This window comes from Komagataeibacter sp. FNDCR2 (assembly GCF_021295395.1).
GTDB lineage: Bacteria > Pseudomonadota > Alphaproteobacteria > Acetobacterales > Acetobacteraceae > Komagataeibacter.
In genome coordinates, this window is record NZ_JAIWOU010000001.1 from 1,574,074 (window position 1) to 1,587,363 (window position 13,290).

Annotated in this window: 8 protein-coding genes; 5 read left to right on the forward strand and 3 right to left on the reverse strand. The window is 55.9% G+C overall.

Translation table 11 applies throughout. From position 1 onward, the window contains the following. Nucleotides 1-105: 105 nt before the first annotated feature. Together LDL28_RS07480 and LDL28_RS07485 are read right to left on the reverse strand one after the other, a co-directional pair. A complete protein-coding gene (locus tag LDL28_RS07480; protein ID WP_233057984.1) occupies nucleotides 106-477 on the reverse strand; it encodes a hypothetical protein in 372 nt (123 codons plus the stop codon). A 458-nt stretch (nucleotides 478-935) separates the two neighbouring features. After that, the gene (locus tag LDL28_RS07485; protein ID WP_233057985.1) at nucleotides 936-2,342 is read right to left on the reverse strand and encodes a coniferyl aldehyde dehydrogenase; all 1,407 of its coding nucleotides are present in this window, start codon (nucleotides 2,340-2,342) and stop codon (nucleotides 936-938) included. A gap of 100 nt (nucleotides 2,343-2,442) precedes the next feature. On the opposite strand from LDL28_RS07485, the gene LDL28_RS07490 reads away from it, so the two are divergent. Continuing rightward, the gene (locus LDL28_RS07490; RefSeq protein ID WP_233057986.1) at nucleotides 2,443-3,051 is read left to right on the forward strand and encodes a TetR/AcrR family transcriptional regulator; all 609 of its coding nucleotides are present in this window, start codon (nucleotides 2,443-2,445) and stop codon (nucleotides 3,049-3,051) included. Nucleotides 3,052-3,754: 703 nt separating this feature from the next. On the opposite strand, the gene LDL28_RS07495 is transcribed toward LDL28_RS07490, so the two are convergent. Beyond that, nucleotides 3,755-5,059, reverse strand: a complete 1,305-nt coding sequence (locus LDL28_RS07495) for an MFS transporter (protein ID WP_233057987.1) — start codon at nucleotides 5,057-5,059, stop codon at nucleotides 3,755-3,757. A 282-nt stretch (nucleotides 5,060-5,341) separates the two neighbouring features. Here LDL28_RS07495 and LDL28_RS07500 point away from each other — a divergent pair, with 282 nt between their 5' ends. From LDL28_RS07500 to LDL28_RS07515, 4 genes are all read left to right on the forward strand, one after another. Further along, the gene (locus tag LDL28_RS07500) at nucleotides 5,342-10,567 is read left to right on the forward strand and encodes a type ISP restriction/modification enzyme (protein ID WP_233057988.1); all 5,226 of its coding nucleotides are present in this window, start codon (nucleotides 5,342-5,344) and stop codon (nucleotides 10,565-10,567) included. A gap of 444 nt (nucleotides 10,568-11,011) precedes the next feature. Continuing rightward, nucleotides 11,012-11,191, forward strand: a complete 180-nt coding sequence (locus LDL28_RS07505) for a hypothetical protein (RefSeq protein ID WP_233057989.1) — start codon at nucleotides 11,012-11,014, stop codon at nucleotides 11,189-11,191. A gap of 87 nt (nucleotides 11,192-11,278) precedes the next feature. Then, nucleotides 11,279-12,688, forward strand: coding sequence for an amidohydrolase family protein (locus tag LDL28_RS07510; protein WP_233057990.1), 1,410 nt, complete (start codon nucleotides 11,279-11,281; stop codon nucleotides 12,686-12,688). 6 nt (nucleotides 12,689-12,694) lie between these two features. After that, nucleotides 12,695-12,955, forward strand: coding sequence for a hypothetical protein (locus LDL28_RS07515; protein WP_233057991.1), 261 nt, complete (start codon nucleotides 12,695-12,697; stop codon nucleotides 12,953-12,955). Nucleotides 12,956-13,290: the final 335 nt, after the last annotated feature.

A 13,290-nucleotide genomic window follows, 5' to 3' on the forward strand; every position in this document is an offset into this window, starting at 1 on the left:
GATGTCGTCCTGCCCTGAAGGCAAGCCGGTTTGCATTCGCCGTGGCAACGCGAATGGCCCGTGTCGCCGCGAAATGCGCTGCCGCATGCAGTATGCCAGCAGGAATCACGGCATCTGCAGCCGCACCTGCCAGATTGGCAATAGCAGGGATGCATGCGCCTTCAGAGCCGCGGCGTGGACCGTACGTTCGGTCCGGGTCTGTGGTGGTGTGCCGGTGTTCCATGCACGCCGTCCAGCGGTCATCATGTCAACGCCGTGGGCGGCAGGCGCAATGCCGCCCACTTTGCTGAGCAACGGTTCCGGGGCGGCCAGCAGGCCCGTGGCCCCGGCCATTTCCGCAGCCCCGAAGCCGATCGTGGCCAGACCTTCGGCCCGGTTGAGGGTTTTCCGGTTTGGCAGGTAGCGTCTGACAACACTGACGAGCTGATGTTCGCTCATGACAAATGTCAGAGCGGGATGCTGGTTGGTATTTGGCATGGCGTGTCCTGAAATGAAGACACAAAAAAACCCGCCGGTGAGGGCGGGCTTTACGTGTCGCACGGGTGATTCGCGCCGTGGCTATGGCATGGCGCTTTTTAGGAGGATCATGATTGTGTGGAAAAGTCCGGATCAGTGAGCAGCACTAGCTGAACTATATTATATGTAGCAAAAACCGCGCGCAGATACCGGAGGGAAAATAGGCTGGCGGAACTCCACCAATGTCCGCTTTTGCGAAATTTCAGACACCCGCAGATGTCCGACATGAAGGCGACTGCGGAATGTCCGGTTACGGTCAATCTGAAGATGTAATCGGACTCTTCTGGTCGTCCAAAATAACGCGAGACGAGTCAGTCAGTGACGGTAATGCTGGGGACGAGGGTATCGGGCAGCATAGCAAGCTCCGCAACAACGATCCCCCGATAAGGCCGACGCCCCGATAAGAAGAATGCCCGTTGTCATCGCAGGATCAGATTGGTGATGGTGTCGGTAAGCCTGCCGAATGGCGGCTGAAGCAGTGTTGCCGCGTTGAAACGTCCCTGTCGGTACACACCACGGGCATGTGTGAGCGCCATGAAACCTTCCTTTCCATGATACGCCCCGATGCCGCTGTCCCCCACGCCGCCGAATGGCAGGTCGTCCTGCACATAATGCATCAATGTACCGTTGATCGTCACGTTTCCTGAAACCGTGTTCCTCAACACCCTGTCGCGTTCAACGCGGTTGTCGCCAAAATAATACAGGGCCAGGGGGCGGGGCCGTGCGTTGATGAAGGCAATCGCTTCGTCAAGGTTCCTGTAGGTCAGCACAGGCAGGACAGGTCCGAAAATCTCCTCCTGCATGACCGCCATCTGGGGCGTGACGTTCAGCAGTAGCACGGGGGCCAGAACATGATCCGTAGCTGAATCATTCCCCAATCGGATAACCTGCGCGCCCTGTGCTTCGGCATTGTCGATCAGACTGCTCAACCGCCCGTAATGATGCGTGTTGAGAATGGCCGTATAATCAGGCGACCCGACATAACCGCCCGGATGCAGCCTCTGCACGGCGTCCTGATAGGCTGCGGCAAAAGCGTCCCGGTCGTTTTCATGCACAAGCACATAATCCGGCGCGATGCAGGTCTGCCCAGCGTTGGTCAGCTTGCCAAACGCCACGCGGTCCGCCACCCGCTGCATGGAAAAACCGGACTCTATCACCACAGGGGACTTGCCTCCCAGTTCAAGCGTGACTGGGGTCAGATTGCGTGCCGCCGTCTCAGCGACCTTCTTTCCAACCGCCGTGCTGCCGGTGAACAGGATATGATCAAAGGGCAGCGCCGAGAACGCAGCGCCCACTTCACCATCTCCCGTAACGACAGAAATCTGCTCTGGCGGAAAAATGGCCTGCACGATCTCGCCGATCACAGCCGATGTGGCCGGCGTGAATTCAGACGGTTTAAGCATGGCCCGGTTGCCGGCGGCGATTGCCGTCGCCAGCGGCACGAGGGCCAGCGAGACCGGATAATTCCACGGCGCGATAATGCCCACGACACCCACCGGCTGCCGGACCACCCAGGCACGACCGCACTGGAAATAAGCCGATACGTGGCGGCGCTCCGGCTTCATCCAGCATCCTACATGCGCGATCATGTAATTGATCGACTGCACCAGCGGAATCAGTTCCACGATGGCGCTTTCGCGTTCCGAGCGCTGGCCGAAATCCGTTTTCAGGGCACGCACGATGTCAGTCCGCCGCTTCAGGATTTCCGCTTTCAGGCGACGCAGGTCGGTCCGACGTTGTTTCCGGTCCGGCGGTCCGACCTGCAGGAACGCGGCGCGCTGGCGGTCGAGAATACGGTGCAATTCAGCGGGGGTAACGTCGGACATCGCGTCCTCCATGTTTACAGGAGAAACTTATGCGGGCAGGATATGAAGCATGACGATCTGGTGTCAATGAAAGTTTCTTGTGCAAACATGGACTTCACGAATGAGTGAAACAAAGGACCGCCCCTACCATCACGGTGACCTGCGCCGTGCCCTGATCGATACGGCGCTGGACATGCTGGCGGCTGACCAGAACTGGACCTTTACCTTGCGGGAGGTGGCGCGACGCACGGGGGTCAGCCATGCAGCACCCTACAAGCATTTCCGGGATCGTGAGATGCTGCTGCGGGAACTGGCCCGGATCGGGTTCGTCAGACTTGGGGAGAGCCTGACAGAGGCCATGTCTCTGGGACTGCCGTCCACGCGCGCGCAATTCATGGCGGCGGCACAGGCCTGTATCGGGTTTGCGTGTCAAAATCCCGGTCTTTATCGCCTGATGTTCAGTTCCGATGCCGACAAGACGATAGACCCGCCGCTACATGACGCAGCCATGAGCACTTTCGGGATTCTTCTGAGTCTTCTGGAAAAAGGGCAGCGGGACGGAAGTTTCCGCCCGGTCGCCATCAACGCTTTAGCTGCGGCAAGCTGGGCGCAGGTGCACGGCCTGGCCATGCTGGCGATCAGTAAACAGTTGCTTGAAGAGAAGGTCGGGTCAACGCCAGTCCCGGCCGCGCTGGATGTACTGCTTGATGGCATGTGCGGCACCGACTGATTGGGCGACCGCACGACGTCCGCTTTTCGGAACTGGTAATGTTTTCGTTGATGACCAGCATGAGGGCGAGTGTTGTCTGTCTGCTTAATTCCTGGAAGCAGACAGGCAGGTTTGCCGGGTCTGCTTCCGGTCCGCTTCTGGTGGCCAACTGATTGAATCTGACCGAAAGCTTTTAACTAGCTGTCCTTGAAGATTAATTTTATTAAATAAACGAAAATAACAAATATATCTGCATTTCCAATTGCAATACATATAAACCCTATAATGCTTTGTTTTGTTGTTATGTCTTGAGAAAAGCTTGCTAATGAAAACATTAAAGTGGAAATGGTAAGAAGTGATGTGGTGTTTATTTTTATGTTGTATTTCTCTAATGTGAAGCATTTTATGCAGTACAAGCCTGTGTATAGACCAACCATCATTGCTGTCGCTTTCGCGTAATCACTTATTTGTTCAGATTGAATAAAAATATTTTCTTTTATGAATGATATGAAATTACAAATTGTCCAAGACAATATGAGAGCACATGCTAAAAAATTTAAGTAAATGGGATATTTTTCTCTCATCAGTCGATCCGTTGATTTTAGAAATACAATGTAAAGAAATTTAGCTGCTAAGAGCCTTGTTTGGAAATGCGCGCTGGTCGGCGGTCCGACGTGCGTTTCCTGCGCTTCGGTAATCAAATATTGCGGCACCGACACAATGCTCATTCGCTGTCGCGCCATGCCAGTAGGCAGAGGGCCTGCATACATACCGCACCCAGCGGTAGCCAGACAAATCCAGCCATAATCCAGAATGACAGATCCGGTGGCTGCGTAACCCCACCCTCGACGTAATGGCCTTGTGACAGGAACTGCGCCAGAACGAAGCCGGTCAGCCCCATCGCCAGCTTCGTAACCCAAGTGTTGATCGAATACGCCAGACCAGCCGATCCGGTCGAAGTCCGTGGGTCACCATCATCCACGGCTTCCGCCAGCAAGGTGTAATACAGCGGAGACATCACGCCCTGAGCCAGTGCCAGAAGCGCTACGGACAGGAAAAAACCTGTCATGGACGCGCCCGCCACAGCCATTGCCAGATAGGCTGCTCCCTGCGCGATCAGGCATATGATCCCGCTGCGGACAGCCCCCAGACGTCGAGCAAGTGGAAGGCATACGGGCACGCCCGCAAATAGCAGGACAGTGACGAAAGTAATGATATTGGCGCCCAGTTGCTCCGTGCCACCAAGAACGACACGGGCGTAATACAGGGCAAACCCGAACAGGGCCGCCTGCCCCACGAAATAGAAGAACGCGAGAAGGTTACTCAGCACCCATCGCCGGTTTTCCATAAGATGGCGCAGCGTGACCAAAAGATTCTGCCGAACAGGTGCTGGCGGGTGCCTTACTGTGCAGCCTCGCGCCACGCATAACCACAGGATAGTACCCAGAACTGACAGAGCCAGCACATAGACCGCCATGCCATACCGGTGCTGCGCCGCGCTTTCGCCTCCACCCAGCCAGGTGATGGCGGGAATGGTCAGCAGCGCCACAAGCAGCGATCCGACCTGACAGCCCATCATGCGGAATGCATTAAGGCCAATGCGCCCTGTGGCGGAGCGGCTCATCATGACGGCCAACGCACCATAGGGCGTATTGATGCAGGAATAGATGGCACCAAACACGATATAGGTCGCCCCAGCCCACACAACTTTCCCCGTGGGCGGAAGCGGCAGGGCCAGAAAGCACAGGAAACCTGTTATGCCGAAGGGAATGGCCAGGGAGCGGATCAGGCGCGGTACGATCAGCCCGCCGATACGGTCAACAACATAGCCGATGGCCGGATCGCAGAAAGCATCCACAACACGGGCCACCAGAAGTATCCACGATACGGCAAGCAGCGGCAGACCATAAATATCCGTATAATAATACATCAGATAGGATGACGTCATGCCCCACATCATGTTGGAGGCAGCATCACCACAGCCGTAGGCCACCTTTTCTTTCACGGAAAGCGCCTGCATGTTCTCCATTATCCTGCTTTCCCTGAAAACTTTAGGCCAGGCTGGACGCCATCAATCCATTGTCAGTTACCATATCCACTTTAGGGAGTAATGCCGCAGTGTCTTTTCATCTCAGATGAGGGCATAAACCGACATCCCCATCCTGATAAAAACATTATCCACATTGCTGTAGCAGTAGTAGCCGATATCAAGACCTAACCGGCCGTAGCACCGCAACACTGCCCGCACTTCCTTGCGCCACTGCTATCGGCAGGGCAAAAGTGGTCCAGTGTTCATAGTTCAGGTCCGATCATGTCTTTCGCACTTGCCAGCCTTCTCGCCACCTATCGCGCCCTGTCGGAATCCGAACGTGAAAAAGGCACGTATTTCGAGAAGCTGATCGTCTGTTACCTGCGGACGGAGCCCACCTATGCGGATCTGTATGATACCGTCTGGACCTATCAGGACTGGGCTAGGGAACAGGGATATAATGCCAAGGATACCGGTATTGACCTTGTCGCCCGAACACGTGGAACAGGCGAATTCCATGCCATCCAATGCAAATTCCATGCATCAGATCACCGCATCAGCAAGCAGGATATCGACAGTTTCTTCACCGCATCCGGCAAAAGGCATTTTGCCCGCCGCATTATCGTGGCCACAACCAATCACTGGACCGACAACGCGAAAGCCTCGTTGGATAACCAGCAGCCGCCTGTCAGCGAGATCAACCTTTACGACCTTGAAAACAGCCTGATCGACTGGACCCGTTACCAGCCGGATATGACCCCGGTCCTGCGGGAGAAGAAATCTCCCCATGACTACCAGAAAACAGCTATCGGGCGCACCCTGAAGGGTTTTGAGCAGCATGAGCGCGGGCGTCTCATCATGGCCTGTGGCACGGGCAAGACCTTCACCAGCCTGAAAATAGCGGAACGGCAGGTTGGTCCCGGCGGCACGGTGCTTTTCCTTGTTCCCAGCCTGTCGCTACTATCCCAGACGCTAACGGAATGGACGCAGGAAAGCCACATTCCCCTCCACAGCTTCGCGGTCTGTTCAGACAGCGATGTCGGGAAGAAGCAGGCCAGGAATGACGATGAAATCAAGATCAGCATCCATGAACTGCGTTACCCCGCGACCACGAATGCCGCCCGCCTGAGCACGGAATTCAGCAAGCGTTGCGACGGGGCGCACATGAACGTGGTCTTTGCGACCTATCATTCCATTGATGTCATCAGTCAGGCGCAGAAGGAACATGACTTTCCCGAATTTGACCTGATTGTCTGTGATGAGGCGCACCGGACAACCGGCGTTACCTTCGGCGGGCACGAAAATGATAGCGCCTTCGTCCGTGTTCATAATCAGGATTATCTTGCAGGGAAACGCCGCCTCTACATGACAGCCACGCCGCGTATCTATGGTGAGGCCGCACAGGCAAAGGCGGAGAAGGACGAGGCCATCCTGTATGGCATGGATAACGAGACGGTGTATGGCCCCCAGTTCCACGTCATCACCTTTTCCGAAGCCGTCCGGCGCAAGCTGTTGGTGGATTACAAGGTCATCGTGCTGGCCGTTGATGAGGGCACTGTATCCCGTAGTGTCCAGAAGCTTCTGGACAACCCGGATAATGGGCTGACAGTCTCGGATGCCTCCAGAATCGTCGGTTGCTGGAAGGCGCTGGCGAAAATCGGTCTGTCACAGGATGGTATTGACGATCCTGACCCGATGAAGCGGGCCGTGGCGTTCTGTCAGGTCATTGAGGCCAATTACAAGGGCCGGGCGCACAAGGTCAGTTCCAAGCAGATCCAGAAGATGTTCCAGGCCGTGGTCGAGGAATATCAGCAAAAGGAGGACGTCGAACCCGCCGCCCGCCTGACCTGTGAAGCCGAGCATGTGGATGGCGGCATGAACGCCAGCGAGAAGGAAAGCAGGCTCGCATGGCTGAAGGAAGAAGCGCCTGAGCGTACCTGTCGTATCCTGACAAATGTGCGCTGCCTGTCCGAAGGGGTGGATGTTCCCGCCCTTGATGCCGTGCTGTTCCTGACCCCCAGGAATTCACAGGTCGATGTCGTACAGTCGGTCGGGCGTGTCATGCGGAATGCACCGGGGAAAAAGCGTGGCTATGTCGTGCTGCCCGTGGTGATTCCGGCAGGCGTCGAACCTGATCAGGCTCTGGATAACAACAAGACCTATCAGGTCGTCTGGCAGGTGCTTCAGGCGCTCCGCTCCCATGACGACCGTTTTGACCATATGGTCAACAGGATGGACCTGCGGGCAAGGCCAGACACGGCACGCATGGAAGTCATAGCGGTGACAAAGAAAATCACCCCCAAAACGATGGCCCTGACAACGGGAACGGCCCAGAAAGCCCATTCGTCCTACGCTCTCGGTCAAAAGGCGCAGACTCCGCAGAATGATGACCGGCAGGATATGCTGCAATTCGAGGTCGGGGAGATCGAACGGGCCATCTATGCCAAGATCGTCAAGCGGGTTGGCAACCGGCATCACTGGGAAGACTGGGCCGGGGATATCGCCCGGATCGCCCAGACCCATATCGCCCGCATCACCCACATTCTGGATAACCCGGAGAATATTCAGGCGCGGGAAGCATTTGAGCAGTTTGCAACGGACCTGCGCTCGGAGCTGAATGACAGCATCAGCCGCGATGAAATCATCGAGATGCTGGCGCAGCACCTGATTACCCGTCCCGTCTTTGAGGCCCTGTTTGAAGGCCACAGCTTCGTGCGGGACAATCCCATGTCAAAAGCCATGCAGTCCGTTCTGGATGCGCTGGATCGGCACAGCCTGCACAAGGAAACGGACAGGCTGGAAAGCTTCTATAACAGCGTCCGGGAACGGGCGGCGGGGATTGATACAGCCTATGGCCGCCAGAAGGTTATCAAGGAACTGTATGACGGATTTTTCCAGCAGGCTTTCCCGCGCCTGAAGGAACGGCTCGGCATTGTCTATACGCCCATCGAGGTGGTGGACTTCATCATCCGCTCCATCAACGACGTGCTGGAACGTGAGTTCGGCCAGACGCTGGGCAGTGAGGGCGTCCATATCATGGACCCCTTTACCGGCACGGGCACCTTCATCACCCGCCTGCTGCAAAGCGGCCTGATAACGAAGGCGCAGCTTCTGCATAAATTCCGGCATGAACTGCATGCCAACGAGATTGTGCTGCTGGCCTACTACATTGCCTCCATCAACATCGAGGCCACCTTCTCCGACCTGATGGACGGGAAATATGAACCCTTTGAGGGCATCTGCCTGACAGATACCTTCCGGCTGACTGAACCCCATAATCTGATCAGTTCCGCGCTGGAGGACAACAACCGCCGCATCCGTAAACAGAAGACACTGGATATTCGCGTCATAATGGGGAATCCGCCCTATTCCGTAGGGCAGGAGAGCGGGAACGACAATAACCAGAATGTGGCCTATCCGGCCCTGGATGCCCGAATTGCGCAGACCTATGCAAAGCGGACGACGGCCACGAACAAGCGGGCACTCTATGACAGTTATATCCGGGCAATCCGCTGGGCTTCGGACCGGATCGGGGATTGCGGCATTATCGGGTTTGTCACCAATGCAGGGTTTCTGGACGCCAATACTGCCAACGGCCTGCGTCAGTGCCTGGCTGAAGAATTTTCGTCCATTCAGATGTTCTATCTGCGAGGAAATGCCCGTACGTCAGGAGTGACCCGCCAGAAGGAAGGCGCAAATATTTTTGAAATTGGAAGCCGCGCACCAATCGCTATCTCCATTCTGGTCAAGAATCCTGCCGCAAAGGAACACGGACATATCCAGTTTCATGACGTCGGGGACTACCTGAGCCGTGAACAGAAGCTGAAACGTATTCAGGAACTGGCCAGCGTCAATGGCCTGACTGACGCAGAACTGTGGCACACCATTATCCCCGACGAACACGGAGACTGGCTCAGACAGAGAGATGACAGCTTCGGGAAATTTATCGCTATCGGGAGCAAAGAGAAGGATGCGGGGCCAGTGCTGTTCGACCTATTTTCCCGTGGGGTTGCAACGGCTCGTGATGCATGGTGCTACAATTCATCCCGTCAAAAATTGACCGAAAACATGCTGTCCATGATTGAAGTATATAATTCGGAAAGAGAACGCTTTCGGGATAGGTACCCTAATGCATCCTCGAAAGAACGATCAGAAAAAGCCAGAAACTTTGTTGATAGTGACCCGCACAAGATAAGCTGGAACCGTTCATTGCTTCAGGATTTTGCCCGAGATAAGCCTGCATTACTTAAACCTGAGCATGTCGTGAAATCTACTTATCGACCCTTTTTCTGTCAGTGGATGTATTTTGATCGACAGATGAACGATATGATTTATCAGATGCCCAAAATTTTCCCAATGAATAAGGTCGATACAGAAAATCGGGTCATCATGGTTAAGCAACGGCACCATGCTGATAGCCAGTTTGCATTGATGAGCCAAAGCATTCCAGAACTGCAAAGCGATGGCGGAACGCAATGCTTTCCTGAATATCTTTATGAAATTGATGCTATTAAAGAACAGAACAGAACAGAACAGAACAGAACAGAACAGAACAGAACAGAACAGAACAGAACAGAACAGAACAGAACAGAACAGAACAGAACAGAACAGAACAGAACAGAACAGAACAGAACAGAACAATTGTACTCGCGAATTAGCGGAAGTACAAGAGGAAAATCTGGTAATTTGCCTGTCGGGCGGGGGACAGAAAAACGCCTTCAGCGCCCTGATGTGCAATACCATCCCGAGCCTGCATATGGTGGACATAGACGGCAGCCAATGTTTCCCGATGTTCCTCTACGAAGAGGAGCAAGGATGATGAGCGATGCGCAAGGCAGTTTCTTTGAACAGAGCCCTTCTCAACTACGTCTCGTGCGCCGCGAAGCCATCACGGATGAAGGACTGAAGCACTTTCAGGAAGCCTATCCGGGACAGACGATCAGCAAAAAAGACCTGTTCTATTACGTCTATGGGCTTCTGCACTCCCCTGACTATCGGGAGCGTTATGCAGACACCCTGCGGAAAGAACTGCCCCGCATTCCCCGCATGAAGACATTTGAAGCCTTTAAGGCCTTTTCAGATGCTGGCCGCAGACTGGGAGAGATGCATGTCCATTTCGACAACCAGCCAATGTATGAAGGGGTCAAGGTCGAGACAGGAAACAAGCGCCTCACGCCGAAAGACTACCGCGTCACCCAGATGAAGTACGGAAAGGGCAAGGACAAAACTGTCCTTCATTACAATGAACACATCACAGTCACAGGAATTCCTTTGGAAGCCTATGATTATGTCGTCAACGGCAAGGCTGCGCTGGACTGGGTTGTGGAACGTCAATGCGTCAAAACGGACAAAGCCAGCGGTATTGTCAATAATGCCAATGACTGGGCTATCGAGACCATGAACAATCCGCGCTATCCTCTGGAACTGTTCTTACGCGTCATCACCGTCAGCCTCGAAACGATGAAAATCGTGCGTGCCTTACCTGAACTGGACATTCTGGAAAGTTAGGCTCTGGCCTGCCTCGACGCAAACCTGTGGATCACCCGTCATCACTCAATCCAATAAATTAATGGCCTGAGCCTCACTTACAACAATTTACAACAGACCCAAAAAAGAACGGGAAACCACCCACCCGAAACAAAAACAGCATTGCCAAACCTGCATTCACGCCTACCTGAAAATTGCAGGCACGCAGGTTCACGGTAGGCTGGAGGATGCATGGCAGACAGGCGGATCGCCCCCATCTCACCGCTACTCCGAACTATGGCATGATACGCCGCCAGACGAGGAGGTAACAGACACATGGAACCGTGGACTTCATTCACATTGTTTGGGAAATCCGGTACAATCTATCAGTTCCGGCGCGTCCCCTCACCGTTACCGCCACAGGGCTGCATATTCCTGCTGACAACCGTAATGGGCTCAACCGCCAATGGTGGATCATGGCAGTTCATGGACCCTGAAATCGGGACCGTCACATCCCTTGCGCGTGAATGGGACAGCGTGATCACACCTGCGCGAGAACAGAAGACCGAAAGTGATGATGTGCTTGTCTGTTTTCCCGAAAGTGGTGACGTGAACGAAGCATTTACCGACCTGACGGAAGGTGGCGCGCGGAAACTGCCGCGCTGAACCATCCAGCCCACCGGCGCAGACGTGACTGGACGTGCGGGACGGGCACGGTCAACACTGCCGCGCCGCCGGTTGGAGATTTTAGCCATGCCACATTACCGTCATACCCTTGTTGCCGTCATGGCCAGTCTCGTGGCTGCCCATGGCACGGTTCACGCCGCGACCACGGACAGGCCCGTCCTGCTCCGCCACGCCACTGTCATTGATGGCACCGGTGGCACGCCAAGTGATGATACCGACATCCTGATCCGTGACGGGCATATCGCCGCAACCGGCCACAACCTGCGCGCCCCCGCCCATGCCCGGAAGGTGGACCTGTCCGGCCAGACGGTCCTGCCAGGACTGATTTCCGACCATAGCCATGTGGGGCAGGTCAGCGGCACCCAGAACGGGGAGGTCAATTATACCCGGGCCAATATCCTGTCCGCGCTGGCGCAGTATGAACATTACGGCGTCCTGACCGTAACGGCGCTGGGGTTGAACCGCTCGCCCCTGTTTGACGATATGCGCCGCGAACAGCATGCCGCACTGAACCCCGGCGCGGATCTGTATGGCGTGGATCAGGGCATTGGCGCGCCGGATGGCGTCCCGCCGGAAAACATGTTCCACCTTGGCGCCGATCAGGTCTTCCGGCCCACCACGCCGGAGGAAGCCCGCGCGGCGGTAAATAAAATGGCCGATGAGGGCACGGACCTGATCAAGCTGTGGGTGGATGACTTCCGCAATGGCGTGCCAAAGGCGCATGGCCTGCCCAAGATGCAGCCCGCCATATATCGCGCGGCCATCGCGCAGGCCCATCTGCGCGGCAAGCGGGCGGCGGCGCATATCCATGACCTGTCCGACGCCCGCGCGCTGGTCGCCGCGGGGGTGGACATTCTGGCCCATGGCGTACGGGACAAACCCGTTGACGCCGCCCTGATCAGCGCCATGAAGCAGCAGGGCACCGGCTATATCGCCACGCTGGACCTGGATGAAGCCAACTACATTTTTGCCGAACACCCGGAATGGCTGGAGGATCCGTTCTTCGCCTACGGTCTCTCTCCCGCCCTGCACCAGCAGTTTGCCGACCCCGCGTGGCGGCAGAAAGTGCTGGCCGCCCCCCTTACCGCCGCGTCGCGCAAGGCGCTGGCAATGAATATGAGCAATCTCATGCTCCTGTACCGCGCGGGCATTCCCATTGGCTTCGGCACGGATTCAGGCGCGACACCCACCCGCATTCCCGGCTTCGCGGAACACAGGGAACTGCGGCTCTCCGTCATGGCCGGGCTGACGCCCCTGCAGGCCATCACGCTTGCGACCGGCAATGCCGCCCATCTCATGCAGCTATCGGACCGGGGCACGATCGCGCCGGGGCAACTGGCTGACCTGCTGGTGGTAAAAGGCAACCCGGCGCAGGATATCACCGCGCTCGACCATATAAGCCTGGTCTGGCACCGGGGCCGACCGGTACCCGGCCCGCTGGCAGGCCAGACCCCGCAGCCCACGCAACAGCACTGAAACGACATGACGGGAAGAATGATGCGCCTGCGTCCGTACGCCCTGCTCCCCCTGTTCTGCCTTGCCGGGTTGCTCGCGGCGTGCACCGGCCCCACCGGGCCGGAGCCGACGGGCATGGATGGCCCGATGATCGCGAATAATGACTGGAATGAGCATGGCTACGGGATGGGGTATTATTCCGGACCGTATGATGATGGTTTCCAGTCCGAAGGGCTGGACGGCGGCCCGCCCGATTATCTGGGTGATGAATTCTGGGGCGCCCGTTAGAAAGCATTTCCACACAGGCTCGTCCGTGGGGGGCCGGACCTGTTTTCCGTCCCCCTGATACGCATGCGGGGATGGATCCCTCCTGTCCCATTACTAACAGCACCAAAATTATACTGTATTTGACTGTCTGTTCTTTCCAGATTCGTTCAGCCCCCGGACCGGGGTCGGGAACACGAAACGCCCATTTTCTGTTATGTTGATACAGATAGACTGATATGTGCCGGGATATGGTCTGGGCCGGAGGCATAAAGGGCCAAAACCCCAGTTTATGAACCACATGTCATTCTGACAGCGCGTGCCAGTAACCATGCGAATAATGGCACCGAATGTATGAC